The following is a 20,390-nucleotide window of genomic DNA, read 5'->3' as shown; positions in this document are numbered from 1 at the left end:
GCCTGAGTGGCTGAGGTTACTTGAGATCGGTCCCGCGCATCCAGACGACCTGGCTGCCGGAACTCCGGCCCGCCAATAGATCGATGAACGCCCGGGGCAGCTGATCGAAGCCGTGCCTGTGCTCCTGGATAATGCGAAGTCGGCCCTGCTGGATCCATTGCCCGAGTTGCTCAAGCGCTTCATGCCGCTTTTGCTCGGAATATTCGAAGATGCTGAATCCCTGCAGTCGCGCGCGCTTCCACACCACGCGCATCAAATTATAGCGCGCGCGCCCCCCGTCCTCGTTCAGCACCGAAACGCCGCCGCACATCGCGACGCGACCACCCTTGGCCAGGTGCTCGAGGCAAGTGTCGAGCACTTCGCCCTGCACGTTGTCGAAATAGACATTGATGCCTTCGGGACAGGCGTTCCGAAGCTGCAGGGCGAAGTCAGGCGCGGATCGATCGATACCCGCGTCGAATCCCAGATCTTCGACAAGTTGCCGGATCTTGCCTTTGCCGCCGGCAATGCCGATGACGCGCGCACCGCAAATCCGCGCGATTTGACCCGCAATTGATCCTACCGACCCGGCTGCAGCGGAAACGACCACGGTCTCGCCCGCCTTTGGTTGCGCGACATCCATGATTCCGAAATACGCGGCCAACCCATTGCCGCCCAAGACACCCAGCGCCAACCCTGGATCTGAGCCCGCATCCAGCAGCCGATATCTCCTGGCGCCCGCCCAGGCTTTCGCATCACGCGGCCAGACCTGGTGCGGATCGATGATCGCCTCCTCGCACCAATCCATCAGCCCCGTGACAATGTCGCCTTCCCGAAACTCGGAATGGGCCGAATGGACGACGACCGCGACCCCGCCTCCGCGCAGCGGCTCCCCGACGAGAATGGGAGGTGCCGTTCCCTCACTGTACTCATCCATCCATTCGCGCATGGCTGGCGCATTGCCGAAGGCAACCGCCCGGACATGGACCTGCCCGGGCTGCAGAGCGCCAAGAGGCACGGTCTCGAGACGGAAATCGTCGGACTGAACGACGCCATGGGGTCGTTGTGCCAGCACCCATCGCCGGGTTTGCTTGCTCATCTGATCGCCTACAGGATGAAGCTGATCTTGCCGACGGATTGCAGCGACTCGAGGTCCAGCACCGAAAGCCTTCGGCGAATCGAAAAGCCGCCCTTGACACGCTGCAAGAGGTGGTTGTGCCGTCCGAAGAAGACGCCGATCTTGTCGAGCCTCGTTCGGTAGAGCGCGAAGTTCGACCATACCTCGATGTCGCCGTTCGCCGTCTCGTTCGGAACGACATTCGTGATCATCCGTCGCGTTCTCGAGCGCGGCCGCTCTGCCCAGACCTCCTTCCCCAGAAGCTGCGTGACCCGATCGGCGAGCCGGGTCTGATCATCAGCGATCAGATACAGCGAGCGATCGGAATTCGAATCCGGCGCATCCGGCGACGGCACGCCGTAGAAGGTGTCCGGCGCGAACAGGCCGAGCCATTCGTCGAGTTGCCAACCATCCAGGAGCGAGGCTTCCCGATAGAGGAAATCCTCAATCTCCGACCGCAGTGACGCCGTGCTCATATGCGCTCTCCTGCCACTGTCGACGCCGGCGCTCCGTCGTCACGCATCATGTGGTCCCACCGCCGCCAGAAGGCCCGCATCTGCTCCTCGCTCAACATGTCCGGCTCCGCGTCGCTCATGCCACGAGACAAGTCCGACCATTCGGCCTCGCGATTGGCGAAGCCGCGCTGGCAGCTTTCCAGAAGCTCGATGTCGTCAGGCGTTGCAAAGCCGCCAGGGCCAAGGAAGCTCAGATAGCTGTCCAGTCGAACCTTTCTCAGGCCCTCCGGCTCGTTCCTTGGCGCGAGAGCCCATGAAATCACGCTCATCCGATCTGGCCGGATCGGAAAGAAGGTCCGGACGGTGATCGCCTGAACGTCGTTGATGATCAGGTTGGGGAAAATGAAGAGATTTCGCGAGTGGGTCGCGATCCGATCGGCGCGATCGGGACCAAACCGCTCCACCAGCCTCTTCATCACCCGATCGAGCTCCGGTTGTGCCTCGTCTCCCAACATGGACGCCCACAGCGCCACGGGACGCGGGAACGTCGCTTCACCCGTCATGAGCGCATGCCCGTTGCCGAGGTCCATTCCGCGCGAATAGCGCTGAGGCCCCCGGTCGATGCTGCCGGAATTCCGCTTCAGATAGTCGAAATAGCGCTGGTGCGTCGATGGCGCGTGATAGCCATCGATGCTGTTCTCGATCAGCAGCTTCCAGTTTGCATCGATCGAATATTCGTGGGTGCCCTCGACGATCTCGGTGCCGGACTCCCCCTGATCGAGAATCTGGTCGAGATAGTCCTTCGCCCGCCCCAGATAGGTTTGCAGGTCGACGATGTCGCGATCGAAACTAACGAACACCAGGTCGCGGTAGATCTCCGTCCGCGGCGGCGTCTTCAGCCCCATCCGCTTGCGGTCGAAGCCCTTCGAGACGCCGTCCGGAAACGACGTGCCCCGCAATTGGCCATCATTCTGAAAGGTCCAAGCGTGGTACGGGCAAACGAACAGCCGCGAATTTCCGCGCCGCTCGCGGCACACCTCTGCTCCGCGGTGCGAGCACGAATTCTGCAGCACGCGGATCATCCCATCCGACGACCGCACCAGCACCAGCGGCCGCCCGGCAACGGTGCGCGTGACGAAATCGCCGCTGTTTGGAATCTCGGACTCGTGCCCGACGTAAAGCCAGGAGTGGTCGAAGATGCCTCTCATTTCCGCTTCGACGAGATCAGCCGTAAACGCCGCCCTTCGCACGTCAAACCGCCCCTCGCCCTTGTTTTCCAAGATCCAGGGTTTCGCATTCGCCGGACCGGTCGTCCGCGCGCCGGAAATCGCACTCATCGCCTTGACCTTTCCTTGTCAGTTCGCGGGAAGAACGGCGAGGAATTCGGCCATGACGGCGATCTCTCGCGGGAAATTATGCAGCATCAGCGTGTGGCGTGCCGGACGGCTGGCCGGGTCCGGAAACGACTCCTCCCAGCTTGCATTGAGATGCTGGCGGATCTCTTCATCGCGAAGATGGAAGGTGCATTTGATGATGTCCTCGAGGCTGCCACCGGCGGCCTCGATCCCGCGCTTGATGTTTGCAAACAGGAATTTGACCTGAAGGGCCCCATCTTCAGGAAAAAGCTCTGTCTCTGGATCGCTGCCCGGAATGCCACTCGAGGCGAACAGCGGGCCCTTACGACTCCCGAACGGAACCGGCATTCCCCTGAAACTCATCCCGCTGACGTAGACAGCGGTGCGCTGCGTCGCGCCGTTCGTACTCTTGGACATTTTCCTCTCCGCTTCGCGTTGGTCGCTCTCCGCATCTCACCGCAACCCCTCAGATCGCCGACGGCGAGTGGAGCAGCGGATGCACAATTATCTTAGTTGTTTATCAACTACTATCATGTTTGACTCGCCTTCGCAAGCGCTCTAAGGCTCGCAGTAACGACGTCGGCCAAAGCAGGTGACGCCCGGAATGACAGCACGCAAAAAAACTCAACCGCCAAAGCGCGCCGCGCGCACCACCAAATCGAAGCGCACCCAGCAGGAGCGGCGGGCCGCCTCGGACGAGCAGCTGCTGAAGGGCGCCGTTGGCCTGATTGCCAGACGGGGCTCGAACTTCTCGCTGGCGGAAGTCGGACGATGTTCCGGTTTCAGCCATGCGATGGCCGGGGCCCGGTTTGGCTCACGCGCCGAGTTCATCCGAAACGTCAGGATGACCATACGCCAGCAGTCCTACGACACATGGGAGCCACATGCCTCGGCGCGACGCCCGATCGACGCATTCGATGCCTATCTGGACTGGGTCTCCCACGCCGACGAGGGCGGACGCGCGCTCTATATCTTGCTGACCGAAGCCTTGACCCTGGAATCGCCTGATCGCGCCGACTATGCCGAGCACAATCTTCAGCTGAGACAAGCATTTGAGCAAAGCATCGACGAAACCAGGATCGGAAAGCACCCGCGCGAAGTGAACACCGAAACAATTGCTCTCGTTCTCGTGGGAATGCTCCGCGGGATCGCGATCCAGTGGCTGCTCGAAGGTGACGCCATCAACCTGGAACAGGTGCGAGCAACTGCGCGCTGGATCCTGGAGAAAGCGCTGGGCCAGACGCCTAAGCCTGAAGACCGGCCGACGGCGCGCGCTCGCAGCCCCGAGAGGACGTGAGCGTCCCTCGGAGGCAGTGGAGACGCCGTAGCGCCATCAGACGCCGGTCGCGAAACTGCGTGCCAGGGTTGAGGATGTTAATCGGCGGCCTGGGGTCCCGACGCCGATCGACGAGCTAAGCTATTGATCTACCCAACGGTGAAGGGGTCAATGCCGAATGACAGCAGAAGGGGTAAAATCCCCTAGGGTCCACACCCGAGGAGCAACAACATGACCCCACACATCCCCGAGGAATTTTCCACCAGGTTGATCGACTGGAGTCCCTTGGTGATCATGGGCAACATGATGCCGCCCCGAGGTCCTGATGAAGACGAAGAGGACGAGGACGAAGAGGAAGGGGACCGCGCCGACGAACCGCCGGTCGTGCGCGAGCCGGACGAAGACTAGAGCGCTTGGCGTTTCTTTGATTGGCGCGGCCGGCGCGGATCGAATGCTCGTTGCATTGACAGACAAGCCGGCTTCACTCCAGCTAAGGCTTGGTCTTGCCGCACCCGGCTTTCTCGGAAAGCGCCTCTTTGGAGCGGGCGCTGATCCGGCTGGGGTCGCCGCAGATCGCCTTCAAGGCCAGCGCCTGACGGAGAACGATCGTGAAGTCTCCAGCCAACCGCTGACAGCAGCCCCTTTGAAATTAACGCGAACCCTTGGAAAGAGCCCCTCATGTCAGTCAATACGATCAAACCATCCGCCCAGGCCGGAAACCTCTCGCTCAAGGCCGAGGTCGACGCGCTTCTGGTTGAGCTCGGTGTCGAACCCGTCAGCTATACCGGTGGCACGCTGGTTGCGAAGACCCCGATCACCGGCGAAACCGTGGCGCATGTCAGGGAGGTCGATACCGCCGGCGCGACCTCGACCATCGAAAAGGCTCATGCGGCTTTCCTCGGATGGCGCCTGATCCCAAGTCCCAAGCGCGGCGAACTGGTGCGGCTGCTTGGCAAAGAGCTGCGCAGCAACAAGCGCACGCTCGGCCGGCTCGTTTCCATCGAGGCCGGCAAGATCGAGTCCGAAGGTCTCGGCGAAGTCCAGGAGATGATCGACATTTGCGACTACGCCGTGGGGCTTTCCCGCCAGCTCTACGGTTTGACGATCGCCACGGAACGCCACGAGCACCGCATGGCGGAGACCTGGCATCCGCTCGGCGTCGCCGGCATCATCTCGGCGTTCAATTTCCCGGTCGCGGTCTGGTCATGGAATGCCGCGCTGGCACTGGTCTGCGGCAACAGCGTCGTCTGGAAGCCGTCAGAGAAGACTCCTCTCACCGCCTTGGCGGCGGACGCGCTGTTCGGACGCGCTCTGAGGCGCTTCAAGGCCGATGGCGGCTCGGCGCCCGACGGGTTGTCCGCCGTGCTGGTCGGAGGGCGCGAGATCGGTGAGGCCCTCGTCAACAACCCCAGGGTTCCCCTGGTCTCGGCGACCGGTTCGACCGCCATGGGACGCGCCGTCGCTCCGAAGCTCGCGCAGCGCTTTGCCCGTGCCATTCTGGAGCTCGGCGGCAACAATGCGGCGGTGGTCACGCCGACGGCCGATCTCGACCTGACGCTGCGCGGAGTCGCCTTCGCGGCAATGGGCACGGCCGGCCAGCGCTGCACCACCCTGCGCCGCCTCTTCGTTCACGAGAGCATCTACGACAGCTTCGTGCCGCGCCTGAAGAATGTCTACGCGTCCGTCTCAGTCGGCAATCCCCTCACCGGCAATCTGGTCGGCCCTCTCATTGACGGCCTCGCTTACGAATCGATGCAGCGCGCCCTCGGCGAAGCCAAGGCCGCGGGTGCCGCCATTGTCGGCGGCGACCGTGTCACCGTCGCAGGCGCGGATGCGGCTTTCTACGTCCGCCCGGCGCTGGTCGAGATCGGCGGCCAGACCGGACCGGTCGAACGCGAGACCTTTGCGCCGATCCTCTATGTCATCAAATACAGCGACTTCGATGCCGTGATCGAATTGCACAATGCCGTTCCGCAGGGCCTGTCGTCTTCGATCTTCACCAACGATCTGCGCGAGGCTGAAGCCTTCCTGTCGCCGCGCGGCTCCGATTGCGGGATCGCCAATGTGAACATCGGCCCCTCGGGCGCAGAAATCGGCGGCGCATTCGGCGGCGAGAAGGAAACCGGCGGCGGGCGTGAATCCGGGTCGGACGCATGGAAAGCCTACATGCGCCGCGCCACCAACACGATCAACTATGGCCGCACGCTGCCGCTCGCCCAAGGCGTCACGTTCGATGTGGATTGAATGGACTTTCGTGCGTGAATGGGACGAGTTGCTGTCGCTACCGCCAGACGAACTCACTTCGAGGCTGATCAGTCGCGATCGAGAGATGGTAAGGCTCCGAAATTCGTCCCCCTTCTATCTTTGCGAAGGTATCGACTTCGGGGACTACAAAATGCGAATCCGCATCAGTCGTGCGGCGAGAAGGATCGCGGAACGAGGCTTGGCGGGCCGTCCGACCCCGCGAAGACCTTGATGTCCGACAAGAAGCGACTGCAGACCGTTGAAGCGCTTCGTCAGAGCGCTCGCGCCTAGCGGATGTCGGCACTTTGCTCAATGACCGCTTTGCGCCAGAAGGGGACGTTCCTGGCGAGGTCGGGTCAGGGACTTTCACCCTCGGGCGCTCCCAGAACCGGACGTGAACCTCTCGATTCATACGGCTCGCGATGTTCGGCCGTTGCCGCGGCATAGCGGCCGGTGGGCAAACAGTGCTCAAGCGCGGCGCAGGAAAGAGGGGCCGGCTAACTCATCATCGTTTGTCCGCTGCGATAGAGGACGTAGGCGGCCACCATGAAGATCAGGACCGCAAAGACGCGCTTCAGCGTCTCTTTGCCGCGCGACAGCCGATTAGCCAGCATCATGCCGGCGAGCCCGCCCACGATGCCGCCGGCGATGAACTCACCGGCGATCCGCCAATCGACCAGACCGGACAGCGAGTAGTTGATCGCCGTGGCGAGCCCGAAGCTGCCTACTGCCAGTAGCGAGGAGCCCACTGCCTTGATCATCGGCATGTGGGTAGCCAGCATCAGGCCCGGCACGATCAGGAATCCGCCGCCGATGCCGAAGAATCCCGACGCCATGCCGGCCAGGAACGCGACCGCCGCGGTCAGCAGGCAGGTTGCGAGATTGGTTTCCCGCTCGGCCGCCGCATTTTCGCGGCGCGGCCGCAGCATCATCGCACCAACGGCGATCATGATGAGTCCGAACAGAAACAGCAACCGATTACCGTCGACGAGCTTGCCGAGGCTCGATCCGGCGAAGGCGCCGAGCGTGCCGACGATGGCGAACACGAGCGCACATCGCCAGCGCACGTTTCCAGCGCGGGCATGGCCGGCGAGACTGGCGAAAGCATTCACCGATACTGCAAGCGCGCCGGTTCCGATTGCGACATGGGGCTGAGCCACGCCCACAACGTAGAGCAACAGCGGCGTTGCCAGGATGGAGCCGCCGCCTCCGATCAGTCCTAGCGAAAACCCGACAAGGGCTCCGGAAGCCAGTGCGACGCTGATCATCGCGATCATGCTGGCGCTCCTTTCACGGGCTCAGCGGGGACGACAACATCGACCTTCCCTCATACCGTTGTGCCACCTGGCTCGACGCGGGCGAACATGGCAGCTTCCGTGAACTTCTTGCGAGTCAGTGCCGCTGGTGGCGGTGGGACCGCAAACGTGAGGCCCGACATTTCTCCACAGAGAATCTGGTGCAGGGTCGCAAGCAAGGCGACCACACGCTGATCCGAAATCCGGTAGAAGACCTGCTTGACCTCGCGACGCGCCTCGACGACGCCGCTCTCACGCAGCTCGGCGAGCTGTTGCGACAGGCTTGGCTGGCGAAGCCCGAGATCGGTTTCGAGATCGCCGACGGAGCGTTCGCCGTCGAGCAGCGCGCAAGCGATCATGAGCCGGTTCGGATTGGCGAGGCTCTTCATGAACGCGCCGGCGGCCTCCGCCTTTTCACGCGTAATCCTGGAGTTGCGCTTCTGTGGCTTGCGCATGATCACTCCCGGGCTGCGCCCGCAAGGGCATTGAGTGGAAATTTGAGATAGCGTCCACCATTGTCCTCGGGCTCGGGAAGACGCCCACCACGGACGTTCACCTGCAGAGCATGCAGGATCAGCTTCGGCATCGGGAGCGTCCGATCGCGGGCCTCGCGCAGCGCGATGAACTCTGCCTCGCTCTTGCCCACCAGATGCGGGTTCAGGCGTTTCTGGTCGCCAACCGTGCTTTCCCAGCGCGGCTCTCGCCCGCCGGGTTGATAGTCGTGACCGGTAAAGACCCGGGTCGTGTCGGCAAGAGCGAGAATGTCCTGGATCGATGCCCACAGCGTCTTGGCGCTGCCGCCGGGGAAATCGGCGCGCGCCGTGCCGCCATCCGGCATGAACAGCGTGTCATGGACGAAGGCGGCATCGCCGATAACATAGGTGATCGAGGCGAGCGTGTGTCCGGGCGAAAACAGCACGTGCGCGTTGAGCGAGCCGATCTTGAAGCGGTCGCCATGCGCGAATAGTCGATCCCATTGCGACCCGTCGGATGGCAGCGACGGCAAGTTGTAGATACCTTTCCAGAGGCGCTGCACGTCGACGACATGCTCGCCGATCGCCGTCGGCGCGCCGGTTCTCTCTTGCAGATAATGCGCGGCCGAAAAATGGTCGGCGTGCGGATGGGTGTCGAGAATCCATGCGACCGTCAGGTCATTCTCGGCCACATAGCCAAGGATTGCATCCGCATTGATGGTCCCGGTCGCTCCCGACTTCTCGTCGAAGTCGAGCACGGGATCGATGATAGCGGAGGCACCGGTGGACGGATCGCTGACGACGTACTGGATGCTCGACGTGCGCCGGTCGAAGAAGCCTTTGACGTCGGGTTTGACGAGCGTGATCCGGTTCATCATCCACCTCACAGTTTTCGTAAGCGATAATACCAGTCCAGCGTGTCACCGGACGGGTCTTGATCGTTGAGGGCATCGACGGTGATCGGCGCCGGCTCGATGACGGGGTCGCCGTGGCGCCAGCCTTCGGGCGTTGACACGGCTTCCTTGTCGGAGGTCTGCAGCGCTTCGACCAGACGGAGAATTTCCTCAACGGAGCGGCCAGTCGACATCGGATACCAGACCATGGCGCGGATCAGGCCGCCGGGATCGATAACAAAGGTCGCCCGCACGGTGGAGCTGTCGGCCGCGTCCGGATGAATCATGCCGTAGGCGGCGGCGATCGCCATCGACGGATCCTCAGTGATTGGGAAGAGCACCGTCACGCCGAAGCGTTCGTGGATCGAGCGCACCCAGGCGATGTGCGAGTACAGACTGTCGACGGAGAGGGCCAGGAGATCGCAACCCAGCGCCTGAAAGCGGCCGTAGGCTTTCGAGAAGGCGACGAACTCGCTGGTGCAGACGGGCGTGAAATCCGCCGGGTGCGAGAAAAACACCAGCCAGCGGCCGCGATAATCGTCCAGCGATCGGTTACCCATGGTCGTGCGGGTTGAAAAGCGTGGCGCAGGGTTGCCTATCAGGAGCGGGCGGGTCACGATCGCCGGCGTCGATCGTTCAAGGACGGGCTCGTTCATTTCTTGTCTCCTCCGGAGCTGTTGCGATGTGCGGCAAGCCAGGACCGGTCGATGCCGAGTTCTGCCGCTTTGGCAAGCAGCTCGGCATCCGTGTGTGAATCGAGATCCCCTGACAGAACCCAAAGGCGGAAGGATCGCGCGCCGCTCCTGCAGTGCGCGACGACGGGGCCGGGCGCCTGCTCGATCGCCTCCTTGAGACGTCGGGCGTCATCCTCGGTCATGGCCGTGCTCGTTACGGGGATGTGGACGTAGCCGAGCCCGGCCGCGTGGGCGGCCGCCTCCTCTGCCGCCGAGCCGAGCTGGTTTGGGTCTTCGCCGTCCGGCCGGTTGTTCACGATTGTCGTGAACCCTTGCCGCTTAAACTCTTGAAAATCCGAAAGTTTCGGTTGCTGGGCGACCGCGAGCTTTTCCGTGACTGCAATAGGTTTCATCAGGGGCTCCTTGACCTTGCCCAACGTCACTATATAATTAGATATAATGATATATGAAAAAATGTAAGTGACAAAGGGGCGAGCAGATCACGAAGGAGACTTCCATGGACGCTATGGTGCAAAGAGGAGCGGCGGGCATCGCAGAGGTGAGACATGCCATCGTGATTGTCGGGGGCGGCGCCTCCGGCATCACCGTCGCGGCGGAATTGAAGCGCCACGACCCGGGCCTCGACATCGCGATTGTCGAGCCGTCGGAGCTTCACTGGTACCAGCCGGGCTGGACGCTGGTCGGCGCCGGCGTTTTCCGCCGCGAGCAAACCTTACGACGTGAAGAAAAGCTGATCCCGAAAGGCGTGACATGGATCAGGGCCGCGGCGGCAGGCTTTCATCCGGAAGAGAATATGATCTGGCTCTCGGACGGCCGGCAGATCCGCTACGACTTCCTGGTAGCCTGCCCCGGCCTCAAGGTCGATTGGGACGCCATCGAGGGCCTGACGGAAACGCTGGGACGCAATGGCGTTTGCAGCAATTATCGGCCCGACACCGCCGAGTACACCTGGCAGCTGATCAAGGGCTTTCGCGGCGGCAATGCTTTGTTCACGCAGCCGGCGATGCCGATCAAATGCGCCGGCGCGCCGCAGAAGATCATGTATCTCATGGCCGATCACCTGCGGCGCAATCGCAAGCTTTCGTCCGCCTCGCTCGAATTCAACCTGGCGGGCGACGTCCTGTTCGGCGTGCCGTTCTTCGTTCCGCCGCTGCAGAAGGCGGTCGACGGTTACGGCATCAAGGTTGCCTACAAGCACAATCTCAAGGCGATCGACGGGCCTGCGAAGACGGCGCTGTTTTCCGTGACCGGCGCGGACGGCAAGGTCTCCGATGTCGAGAAGCGCTTCGACATGATCCATGTCGTGCCGCCGCAGACCGGCCTCGATGTCATCAGAGCAAGTCCGCTCGCAAACGCCGCCGGCTGGATCGAGGTCGATCCCGCCAACCTGCGTCATCTGCGCTATCCGAATATCTTCGCCCTCGGCGATGCGACTTCCACGCCAAACACCAAGACTGCAGCGGCGGTGCGCATACAGGCGCCCATCGTGGTCGCCAATCTGCTCGCCGCCATGAAGGGCGAGCCGCTGCCGAAAGCCTATGACGGCTACGGGTCCTGCCCGCTCACCGTTGCCTATGGCAAGATCGTGCTCGCCGAGTTCGCCTATGGTGGCAAGGTGACGCCGAGCTTCCCGCTCGACCCGCGCGTTCCCCGCCGCAGCATGTGGCTCCTGAAGACGAAGCTGCTGCCCTGGCTCTACTGGTCTCACATGTTCAAGGGCGGCGAGTTCGACATCCCTCACCGCGCGAGGGGCTGGTGACATTGCCGAGGGCGCGTCGGCGATGCGGCCGGATGCGCCCGCGTTCGGCACGACCGGCCTGCAGCCAGCATAATCGAACGTGGCGAGCATGAAGAAGCCGATCAGGGATGTCGTCGTGCGCATTAAAACTGCCGCGCCGGCTACGCATTTGTAGATCAACCCAGTCTCCGGCCGCCATCTCCTAAATGCCCGCCGGAGGCTGTCGGCGATTTCGCTCCAGAGTGGGGTGAATTGGGTATCTGGAGACAACCTTGCTATTTCCAAAAAACCCGATTGGCGGGCGCTATGCAATCCATGACTCAACAATCTCAAGCTGGAATGACCGCTTCGCGCCATTAGCGGCCATCAGAAGTCTGATGATGAACCCGCTGCAATTTCTTGCAGGGTACATGGACGTTGCAAACACGCTTCTTCTTGACAATGCGCTTGCGACAATGGGACCCGGTTCGTTTATCAATTGGACAAGTTGCTCGCGTCCGTCAACGCAATACTCCGGGCCGCTATCGCCTCACACTTCGGCGGAAGCTATGGTCTCAGCGTGTGCTCTCCAATCTTTCGCGTCACTCGATCCCACCCTTTTGGCTACTGCCGATTTGAGAAAAAACGCGGAGTTATTCGGCGGCAGCAGTCCGACCGGGCATTTCGACCCGTTCCGTTTTGTAAACCAACCACCCGAATAGCAGCATGTCGGCAACAAGGGTCAGCGAACCAGCGACGTTGAAAGGATAGCCGACAGTCCGTCCCGAGTTAACCAAGGTTATGCCTACGACAAGGCTGAGCGTCGCCGCCACCCAAATCCAGACCTGTAAAGAAGCTAACCGGTCTCGGTCGATTGTTGGATGCAAATGATAGTATATTCCGAATAGGAAGAGCGACACCCACCCAAGAAGGTTAAGGTGCGCGTGGGCAGACGAGTTCGAATGATCTTCGGTGATACCCATCACGATGCCCCAGATCAGCCCAGCAAGAACCATGAGTACGGCGGCGCGGAAGCTCAAAATAGACGCCTTCATTAGACTCCTCCTTTTGTCCTCACAAAATCGTATCCGGTAGAACACTCGATTTTTGAAACTCAGTTCGGGTGTCTTGAGGAGGGGCGTTAAAAGTTTAAGCGTCTTCATTACGTTGTTCTCGCCCGTTCGATCAACGATGGCGATCTTCGAGTTCGACGAGTTTCAAAATCCGACGTCGGTATGTCCATGCGATCACCGCGAAGATGAAGGCTGGTATCGAGGAGTGGATGAAATCATGATCCAGGACGAACATATTGGCGATGGTGGCCCCAACCATGATGCAAAAGCCTAGCAGGGCGCCGACGCCGATCGTTGCGGGGAACAGCAGAAGAGCGGCGGTTGCCAATTCGCAGAGCCCCGTGAAAATTCGGAACCATTGGCCCAGGCCAATTGTGTCGAACAACTGGACCATTTGCTGTACGCCGGCAAGTTTCCCACCCGCGGCAAGCAACAGAAAGATGGCAATCACGAATCTCAGAACGCGAAAGCCGATAGTTTTCCAGCGAGCGGTTGGATTTTTCGGTTCAGAAGTGATCGTTTGCGAGGGCACGTTATTGCTCCTTTAGTTAGATATCAGCTTGAGCACGCGGTCTTCAGCGCATTGGTCCACCACAACAAGTCGTCGATCGTTTGGTTGGCATTGGCATCCTGCTCGGCTAGGTGTGTGGTGACGTCCTGGCCCTGAAAATGCGCGAATAGCGCCGAGGCTGGCACATGGACCGCTGACCGGATCGGCGCGAGCTGCATTTCGACCGCGACCTCGCGCAGTTGCTCTATCGCGCGCGCGCCGCCGACGCTGCCGTAGCCGACAAAGGTGACAGCCTTGCGGTTCCATTCCGGATAAACCCAGTCGAACGCGTTCTTCAGCACCGCGGACGGCCCGTGGTTGTACTCAGGGGTGACGATAATGAAACCGTCGGACGCCGCGACGGCCTGGGTCCAACGCTTCACGACCTCGTGCTCGTATGGCGGCAGGCCCGGCATCGCCGGCGGAATTGGCTCATCGAAGAACGGCATCGGGTAGTCCTTGAGGTCGAGTAAGCGCACGTCGACGCCTTCCCGCTTCTTCAAATGATCGAGGATCCAGCGTGCGGGTTTCTCCGCGAAACGTCCCTGACGAACGCTGCCGACGATGACGGAAATAACGGTCATGACCTGCTCCTGTTGGGTGGGAAAAGAATCGGTACTCGCGCACAGGCAGATCAGCCCAGCACGCCCTTGGCGCGCAGCTCGTTGCCGATGCGAGCGATCTCCCGTTCGCCTTCGATCAGTGCAGCGTCGCTCGTGTGCACCGAGTAGTAGCCGAGGTGTAGATCGTGTGGATGCGGAATTGCGGTGCCGAACACGAAGCGCGCATCGGCCGTAGCTTCGAACTCAATCACTGCATCGGAGTGGTCGAATACGACCAACTCGCCCTCTCCGACTGGATCGGGAGTGCGCAGGCCGCCATCCATCACCGCGATCCAACCGACTTGATAGCCCTGCGGCGGCTCATAGGTCCAGCACTGTCCAGCCTTGAGTTGTACGTCGAAATAGTTGATGCCCGGCGGTGCATCAATCGGACTGACCGCTTTGCCGCTGCGTCCGAGCAACACACGCGCTGGGCCATCGGACGGAATTTCATTGATGGAAAGATAGTGGCTGAATGCAGGAGCCAGTTCGAGCTCTGCTGGCAACGCAATCCAAAGCTGGAAACCCTTGACCGGCGGCTCGGCAGTACCGGTATGCCAGATGCCGCTACCGGCGCTCATCCATTCGATGTCACCTGCTTCCAATGATCCTGCGTGGCCGTTGGATTCGGCGTAACGCGCCTGTCCTTCTATCAGCAAGGATAGCGTGGCGATGCCTGAGTGCGGGTGCCAACCGGAACCCTGCTGACTAATTGGCGCTTGCGTGTTGACGAAATCGAGAAACACGAAAGGTTTGATCATCTCGCCGACGTCGGGGGGGCTGACCATGCGAACAACCGGACCATGCGTGTGGCCACGCGTGCGGAAAACGATGCTGCGACCTGTCCCGACATCGGGGGCGGGTTGAGCGAGGACGTTGGCACTCATTGGACGCTCTCCAAGTATTTATCTTGCTACTTCAAGTATTTAGCTTGCCATTTCGGCGACCTGGAAATGGCCGCCGTCTACGCAACGAAACAAGTATGGGGATTGAATGCCAAGCACTAGACGGTAAAATAGAATTAGATTGTTCCATTTTTAGAGGTAATGTCATGCTCGATTTCAACGAGCTGGCGATGTTCGTCCAGGTTGTCCGCGCCGGGAGCTTCACCGAAGCAGCGCGACGTCTACACATGCCCACGGCTACGTTGAGCCGTCGTATAGATCAACTCGAAGGGCAAGTTGGCGCGCGTCTGCTGCATCGCTCTACGCGCAAGCTTGCGCCCAGCTCTGAAGGCCAAGCACTGTTCGAGCGCTGTGCGTCGGCGCTCGACCAACTCTTCGAGATCGAACGGCACAACGCAGGTAGACAGGCGCCGTCCGGCTCGATTCGCGTCACTGCGATGGCCGCCCTGTTCGAATTCCTCCGGATGGAGTGGCTGGTCGAGTTTCACATGCGCTATCCGGACATCAGCATCGACTTCCTGCTCGACGACACGCCGACCGACCTGATCGCAGAGCGCATTGATCTCGCCTTACGCAGTGGTATCGAGACCGGTAGCGGCTTTAGAGTACGTAGGCTGGCGCCGAATGCGATGATCCTCGCGGCGAGTCCGGCCTATCTAGAACGGCGTCCTGCGCCGCGCACGCTGCGCGCACTGGCCGAACACGACTGTCTGACGATTTCCAATCGCCATGGCCGCAACACGTGGCGTCTTCATGGTCCACGGGGCCGTCAGGAGGTATCGGTCAATAGCCGGTTCGCATTCAACGACATGCGCGTGTTGATGCAGGCTTGCAAGGCTGGACTGGGTATTGCATTGCTGCCGCAGTTGATGACTGAGCAAACCATCGCGCAAGGGGAACTCGTGCGCGTCCTGCCGAACTATCAGCGCGCGAGCAACGATCTCGGCCTGCAGCTCGTATACACGAGCCGCCTACCGGTACCACCCGCGGTAGAGGTCTTCGCTGAATTTCTGAAGGCGAAACTGAGCGAAGAATGGCCTTCCACGCGGGCAGGACGGCCATCCGCCTGTCCCCCGGACTAACCATGTTGGGGATCGACGAAGGTGCGGAAGGTCCTGCACTCTGCCGCTATCTGGTCGCCGAACTCGACAAGCTTGGTCTTGTCTAGTTGCGCATCATAGATGGCGGCGATCTGACGCGGCATCTCGCCCGCCTTGATCTTGTCATTGTCGAAGACGCTATCTGCAATCGGATGGCCAGCTCCTCTTCCACCTGATCAGCCAGTTCTGCGAGCAGACTTCGATCATCGTCACCACCAATCTCGCCTTCGGCGAGTGGCCGTCTAAATGCGCGGTTCCTTTTCTGGCTTGGTGGGCGCGCGCAGCTCAGGCTCGCCGTGTCGCTGGCATGCTCTCTCCCCGAGACGCTCAGTTGGCGGAGGCGTATGCTACAGAATGCGAAGATCAAGCTCGAGGCGCTTCGTCGGGCGCCCGATTCGTACGTTCCGCCGTTGCCCCGACTGTCAGAAATCCAATCCCTAACTCGGTCGGAAGAGTCTCACCTAGACAACTTCTCTTTTGCGAGGATTCCCGAGATTCGTCGTGGCCTGCTGGCTCGTGCAAGGTCTGAAAAGCTTCGCCATTCATTCGCTAGCTTAAACGAAGAAATTGATATTGTTCACGTGGCGAACATTCATGATTGTCCAATCCGAGGTTTTGGGCATCCTATTTTGGTGAAAAGGGGTAACCAGGATGCTGCTGGCGGCTTCCCTGCTCCGCCGCTAACACTGCTAAGTGCCCCTGGCTCGGCGGCCCGATCGAGCCCCTTTGTGGGGCTTGTCAGCGCTACGAGGTTCGGCACCAGTCGACCAGGCGCGGACTAACGTGTCGATGGCGTAGCGGACCCGCTTTGTGATGGCGTTCGAGGATGGAGGACCAGCCACGCCTAGACTCTGGCGCAGTTCGGTCATTCCAACCCACGCTCCAATGAGCTGTTCGGCCGCGAGCCCAGGATCATCGATCGCCAGCACTCCCCGCTCGGTCAGCCCCTTCAGGAAAGCAGCGACCCGCTTTAGCATTTCGCCGCGGCCTGCGGTGTAGAACACGGCCGCCAAACGCGGCTGGTCCGCGGCGCATTCCGCCGCAATCACCCGCGTCTCTCTAATGACCTCTGGGCGCGTGAGGAGCGACACGAGCAGTTCTCCGAATTCGGCGAGCCGCTCCAGCGAGAGGTTCAGGTCCGACCCAACCGAGAGGTCCGGCAGGCGCATCGTCTTGATCCTGCGGTCGAAGACGGCGGCAAGCAGAGCCGGCTTGTCCTGGAAGTTTGCATACACCGTCATCTTCGACACACCGGCGCGCTCGGCGACCAACTCCATCGTCGTCGCAGCGATACCGCGATCAAGGAAAAGATCATACGCCGCACCGACAATCGCCTCGAGCTTGGCGGGGTCACGAGGCCGCCCGCGGCCCCGACGTTTGTGTTCGATAGACATCACTGACTCGTGACCTATTAATTACTGGACATTATCGTCCACTTAATTATTTTATGGACGAAAGCGTATAGCAAATCGCTGCCCATCCCGCAAGGTGCGGTCGGGTGGCGGCCCTTCCGGTCTAGTTCTATTTCGCGCGAGCCTCGTCAGCTTGGACTGCCGCGGCCGCAAAGGAGAGTAGTCATGTTTGACGAAGATGTCCTAGAACAGCGCGGGCCCGCACTTAAGCACGTCGAAAGCCTGCAATCTGCCCCAGCCTTGCAGCGAGATCCGACGCCGGCCCGGAACGAGCAGGCGCGGGCGCCTGCGGGTCCTGCCGACAAGCAACCCGAGTCGCCGACTGGGTCAGGAGAGGAGCTGAAGCCGAGCAGGCGTGGCCTGCTGAGCCGCCGCCCGGTCGTCTCTGCTATCGGCGCGCTGCTTCTCGCCTCTGCACTGGGCGGCGGTTACCTCTACGTTGATCACATCACGAGTTTTCAGTCCACCGATGATGCCTTCATCGCGGCGCGGCAATTCGCGCTCGCCCCGAAGGTGTCCGGCTACATCACCACCGTCCCTGTCACCGACAACCAGCACGTCAAAGCCGGCGACGTGATCGCCCGCATCGATGACCGTGACTATCGCACCGCGCTGGCGCAGGCAGAGGCACAAGTCGCGGCCGCGCACGCCAGCATCGAGAACATCGACGCGCAGCTCGATGTGCAGCAGGCCCAGATCGCCGCCAACCAGGCGCAGGTGGACCAGGCGCAGGCCGCGCTAGTGTTCGCCGGGCAGCAGGCGGCGCGGTACGAGCACCTCGGGCAAACCGGCTATGGCACCGTTCAGAACGAACAGCAATATACCTCGCAACTCCACCAGCAGCAGGCAGCGCTTGCGAGCGCGCAGGCAACCCTCAAGCTGGCCCAGCGGCAAGTCGATTCGCTGAAGGCGCAACGCAACAGCTCCGTCGCGAGCCTCGCGCAAGCCCAGGCTCAACGCGAACAGGCAGAGCTCAATCTCTCCTACACGACGGTGACGGCAGCCCAGCCGGGGCGTGTTGTCAACCTCGGCGCCGCAGTCGGCCAGTTCGCACAGGCGGGCACGAGCCTGACGATGTTTGTGCCTGATGAAATCTGGGTCACGGCCAACTTCAAGGAGATTCAGCTCGATCAAATGCGGCGCGGAGATCCGGTAACGCTTAAGATCGACGCCTATCCGGAGCGCACGATCCGCGGCCATGTTGACAGCGTTTAGCCCGGATCCGGGACAGCGTTTTCGCTGCTGCCGGCCCAGAACGCCACCGGCAACTACGTCAAGATCGTCCAACGCGTGCCGGTCAAGCTCATCATGGACAATCCGCCGTCCGACGTCGCGCTCGGCCCAGGCATGTCGGTGGTCCCGACTGTGCGGATCAATTCCACGCCATCGCTGTATGAGCGGTTGAGGAGGTACGTATGAGTGCCGCAGCCATCCAGGCCGACCCTCCCGCATCCACGAGCGGCGCCGGCGCGGTCAACCCCTGGGTGATCGCCTTGCTGGTCGCGCTCGCGAGCTTCATGGAGGTGCTCGACACCACCATCGCCAACGTGGCGCTGCCTTATATCGCCGGTGGCATGGGGGTGAGCGAGGACGAAGCGTCCTGGGTGGTCACCACCTATCTGGTCGCCAATGCCATCATCCTGACGGCCAGCAGCTATCTGGCGCGAATGCTTGGCCGCAAGACCTTCTTCCTGATCTCTCTTGGATTGTTCACCCTCAGCTCGCTGCTTAGCGGCTTGGCCCCGAATCTGAACGCGCTGTTGCTGTTCCGTATTATGCAGGGCGTTGGTGGCGGCGGCATGGTACCGGTCGCGCAGTCGATCCTGGCGGATTTGTTTCCGCCGGCAAAGCGCGGCCAGGCCTTTGCGCTGTTCGGCGTCGCAGTCGTGGTTGCCCCGGTGGTCGGGCCGACGCTCGGTGGCTGGCTGTCCGACAATGTCTCCTGGCAGTGGTGCTTTTTGATCAACGTACCGGTCGGCCTGATCGCGATGGCGCTGATTGCGCTTCTCCTTCATGAGACTCCAAAGGCGCAGGCACGGCAGGGAGACGAAAGATTCGACGTCGTCGGCTTCATCCTGATTACGACTTTCCTCGGTGCGCTGGAGGTCGTGATGGACCGCGGTCTCGAGGACGATTGGTTTGGTTCACCTTTCATCGTCACGTTCGCGGTCATCTCGGGTCTGGCATTCGTGCTGATGATTCCGTGGGGGTTGACCCGCCGCAATCCGATCATCGATCTGCGGATGGTGGCGACACGCCAGTTCGGCGCCTGCTTCCTGGTGATGCTGGCGACCGGCGCTATCCTGCTCGCGACCACGCAATTCCTGCCGCAACTGGTGCAGCAGGACTTCGGCTACACCGCCACCTGGGCCGACCTCGTGCTCTCGCCGGGCGGCGTGGTCACCATGGTGATGATGTTCGTGGTCGGTCGCGTGGCGGCCAAGGTGCAGCCCAAATATCTGATCATCGCCGGCGCGGTGATCATCGCGCTCTCCATGTACGACATGACCAACGTGTACGGCGATCTCGGTTTCTGGTTCATGGCGCGGTCGCGAATGCTGCTTGGTGTTGGACTGCCGCTCGTCTTCGTGCCGATCATGGCCGCATCCTACGATGGCATTCCGCCGTCCATGACTGATCAGGCCTCGGCCCTGATCAACGCAGCCCGCAATACCGGGGGCTCGATCGGCGTCTCCATCGTGTCCAACGTGCTGACGCATCGTGAGCAGTTCCACCAGAGCCGGCTCGTCGAGCAGGTGGTCCCGTCGAGCGCGCAATATCAGAACACGCTGCAACAGATCACGAGCTACTTCGCTGCCCACGGCAGTTCGCTGGCGCAGGCGCACGATCAGGCTATCCAATGGATCGGGGAACAGGTGCAGGCTCAGGCGTCCTTCCTTGCCTACATGGATGCGTTCTGGGTGCTGATGCTGATCTCGCTCTCGGCAGTGCCGCTCGCGCTTGCGCTCCGCAAGGTCAAGCTTGGCGGTCCCGTCCACATGGGCCATTGAGGCCGACCAAACCAACGAAGAGGTTGACATGCTGCTACATCTGCCGATCGCAATTTTAGCTACGATGCGCGACGCACTCTGCCGCACCCCGAGGTGCTGGAGCGGCCCAAAAATCTCGAAGGGCTCTTCACCTTCGACCTCGTGCAGGACAGTCGGGAGTGACTGGGAACGGGCATCGAGTGAATGAGGCGAAGTGACCGGAACGTGACAGGGCAAGACTTTCTGGGAGCTCTGCCTT

Annotated in this window: 18 protein-coding genes and 5 pseudogenes; 9 read left to right on the top strand and 14 right to left on the bottom strand. The window is 61.4% G+C overall.

Annotated elements, in window-relative coordinates:
* Window positions 1–16: 16 nt before the first annotated feature.
* The 4 genes from B5525_RS26090 to B5525_RS26075 are packed head-to-tail and all read right to left on the bottom strand — an operon-like array spanning window position 17 to window position 3,254.
* Window positions 17–1,078, bottom strand: a complete 1,062-nt coding sequence (locus B5525_RS26090; RefSeq protein WP_079568583.1) for an NADP-dependent oxidoreductase — start codon at window positions 1,076–1,078, stop codon at window positions 17–19.
* Window positions 1,079–1,086: 8 nt separating this feature from the next.
* The gene (locus B5525_RS26085; protein ID WP_079568582.1) at window positions 1,087–1,572 is read right to left on the bottom strand and encodes an aromatic-ring-hydroxylating dioxygenase subunit beta; all 486 of its coding nucleotides are present in this window, start codon (window positions 1,570–1,572) and stop codon (window positions 1,087–1,089) included.
* Complete coding sequence (locus B5525_RS26080; protein WP_079568581.1) at window positions 1,569–2,888, bottom strand: aromatic ring-hydroxylating oxygenase subunit alpha; 1,320 nt, start codon at window positions 2,886–2,888, stop codon at window positions 1,569–1,571. The genes B5525_RS26085 and B5525_RS26080 overlap by 4 nt, the downstream gene beginning before the upstream one ends.
* A gap of 18 nt (window positions 2,889–2,906) precedes the next feature.
* Window positions 2,907–3,254, bottom strand: a complete 348-nt coding sequence (locus B5525_RS26075; RefSeq protein WP_197687845.1) for a RidA family protein — start codon at window positions 3,252–3,254, stop codon at window positions 2,907–2,909.
* A 256-nt stretch (window positions 3,255–3,510) separates the two neighbouring features.
* Between B5525_RS26075 and B5525_RS26070 the strand changes: the two genes are divergently transcribed.
* The 3 genes from B5525_RS26070 (at window position 3,511) to B5525_RS26065 (ending at window position 6,426) form a co-directional block, all read left to right on the top strand.
* Window positions 3,511–4,203: a TetR family transcriptional regulator C-terminal domain-containing protein gene (locus B5525_RS26070; protein WP_079568579.1), complete on the top strand. Its 693-nt coding sequence runs from the start codon at window positions 3,511–3,513 to the stop codon at window positions 4,201–4,203.
* Window positions 4,204–4,413: 210 nt separating this feature from the next.
* Complete coding sequence (locus B5525_RS45480; protein ID WP_172899973.1) at window positions 4,414–4,590, top strand: hypothetical protein; 177 nt, start codon at window positions 4,414–4,416, stop codon at window positions 4,588–4,590.
* Between the two features lie 270 nt (window positions 4,591–4,860).
* On the top strand, window positions 4,861–6,426 hold the full coding sequence (locus tag B5525_RS26065) for an L-piperidine-6-carboxylate dehydrogenase (RefSeq protein ID WP_244567580.1): 1,566 nt from the start codon (window positions 4,861–4,863) through the stop codon (window positions 6,424–6,426).
* A gap of 497 nt (window positions 6,427–6,923) precedes the next feature.
* On the opposite strand, the gene B5525_RS26060 is transcribed toward B5525_RS26065, so the two are convergent.
* The 5 genes and pseudogenes from B5525_RS26060 to B5525_RS26040 form a co-directional block, all read right to left on the bottom strand.
* Window positions 6,924–7,703, bottom strand: coding sequence for a sulfite exporter TauE/SafE family protein (locus B5525_RS26060; protein WP_079568578.1), 780 nt, complete (start codon window positions 7,701–7,703; stop codon window positions 6,924–6,926).
* Window positions 7,704–7,870: 167 nt separating this feature from the next.
* Window positions 7,871–8,176 (bottom strand): annotated as a pseudogene (locus B5525_RS26055) (ArsR/SmtB family transcription factor); the annotation flags it as partial.
* Window positions 8,177–8,178: 2 nt separating this feature from the next.
* Window positions 8,179–9,045 (bottom strand): annotated as a pseudogene (locus B5525_RS26050) (MBL fold metallo-hydrolase); the annotation flags it as partial.
* 32 nt (window positions 9,046–9,077) lie between these two features.
* On the bottom strand, window positions 9,078–9,743 hold the full coding sequence (locus B5525_RS26045) for a peroxiredoxin (RefSeq protein WP_079568577.1): 666 nt from the start codon (window positions 9,741–9,743) through the stop codon (window positions 9,078–9,080).
* Entirely contained in the window at window positions 9,740–10,198 is a 459-nt protein-coding gene (locus tag B5525_RS26040) for a TIGR01244 family sulfur transferase (RefSeq protein WP_197687844.1), read from the bottom strand. Before B5525_RS26040 ends, B5525_RS26045 begins: the two co-directional genes overlap by 4 nt.
* 80 nt (window positions 10,199–10,278) lie before the next feature.
* Here B5525_RS26040 and B5525_RS26035 point away from each other — a divergent pair, with 80 nt between their 5' ends.
* Window positions 10,279–11,541, top strand: coding sequence for an NAD(P)/FAD-dependent oxidoreductase (locus B5525_RS26035; RefSeq protein WP_197687843.1), 1,263 nt, complete (start codon window positions 10,279–10,281; stop codon window positions 11,539–11,541).
* 611 nt (window positions 11,542–12,152) lie between these two features.
* Here B5525_RS26035 and B5525_RS26030 read toward each other — a convergent pair.
* From B5525_RS26030 to B5525_RS26015, 4 genes are all read right to left on the bottom strand, one after another.
* Entirely contained in the window at window positions 12,153–12,554 is a 402-nt protein-coding gene (locus B5525_RS26030) for a hypothetical protein (protein ID WP_079573786.1), read from the bottom strand.
* A 130-nt stretch (window positions 12,555–12,684) separates the two neighbouring features.
* Window positions 12,685–13,104, bottom strand: a complete 420-nt coding sequence (locus tag B5525_RS26025) for a DoxX family protein (RefSeq protein WP_079568575.1) — start codon at window positions 13,102–13,104, stop codon at window positions 12,685–12,687.
* A gap of 23 nt (window positions 13,105–13,127) precedes the next feature.
* Complete coding sequence (locus tag B5525_RS26020; RefSeq protein WP_079568574.1) at window positions 13,128–13,706, bottom strand: NADPH-dependent FMN reductase; 579 nt, start codon at window positions 13,704–13,706, stop codon at window positions 13,128–13,130.
* A 50-nt stretch (window positions 13,707–13,756) separates the two neighbouring features.
* Window positions 13,757–14,611 (bottom strand): pirin family protein, encoded by an 855-nt coding sequence (locus B5525_RS26015; RefSeq protein WP_079568573.1) that lies wholly within the window; start codon window positions 14,609–14,611, stop codon window positions 13,757–13,759.
* Window positions 14,612–14,706: 95 nt separating this feature from the next.
* Between B5525_RS26015 and B5525_RS26010 the strand changes: the two genes are divergently transcribed.
* From B5525_RS26010 to B5525_RS45890, 3 genes and pseudogenes are all read left to right on the top strand, one after another.
* Window positions 14,707–15,711, top strand: a complete 1,005-nt coding sequence (locus tag B5525_RS26010; RefSeq protein WP_338075158.1) for a LysR family transcriptional regulator — start codon at window positions 14,707–14,709, stop codon at window positions 15,709–15,711.
* Window positions 15,675–15,791, top strand: a pseudogene (locus tag B5525_RS46585) (alkene reductase); the annotation flags it as partial. The gene B5525_RS26010 and the pseudogene B5525_RS46585, both read left to right, overlap by 37 nt.
* Before the next feature lie 24 nt (window positions 15,792–15,815).
* Window positions 15,816–15,973 (top strand): annotated as a pseudogene (locus tag B5525_RS45890) (ATP-binding protein); the annotation flags it as partial.
* 445 nt (window positions 15,974–16,418) lie between these two features.
* On the opposite strand, the gene B5525_RS26005 reads toward B5525_RS45890, so the two are convergent.
* Window positions 16,419–17,123, bottom strand: a complete 705-nt coding sequence (locus B5525_RS26005) for a TetR/AcrR family transcriptional regulator (RefSeq protein ID WP_079568571.1) — start codon at window positions 17,121–17,123, stop codon at window positions 16,419–16,421.
* A gap of 183 nt (window positions 17,124–17,306) precedes the next feature.
* On the opposite strand from B5525_RS26005, the pseudogene B5525_RS26000 reads away from it, so the two are divergent.
* Window positions 17,307–18,560 (top strand): annotated as a pseudogene (locus tag B5525_RS26000) (HlyD family secretion protein).
* Window positions 18,557–20,152 (top strand): DHA2 family efflux MFS transporter permease subunit, encoded by a 1,596-nt coding sequence (locus B5525_RS25995; protein WP_079568570.1) that lies wholly within the window; start codon window positions 18,557–18,559, stop codon window positions 20,150–20,152. The pseudogene B5525_RS26000 and the gene B5525_RS25995 overlap by 4 nt, the downstream one beginning before the upstream one ends.
* Window positions 20,153–20,390 lie beyond the last annotated feature (238 nt).

Source organism: Bradyrhizobium erythrophlei, from assembly GCF_900129505.1.
GTDB classification, from domain to species: domain Bacteria; phylum Pseudomonadota; class Alphaproteobacteria; order Rhizobiales; family Xanthobacteraceae; genus Bradyrhizobium; species Bradyrhizobium erythrophlei_D.
This window is presented reverse-complemented; position numbering and strand designations above follow the sequence as displayed.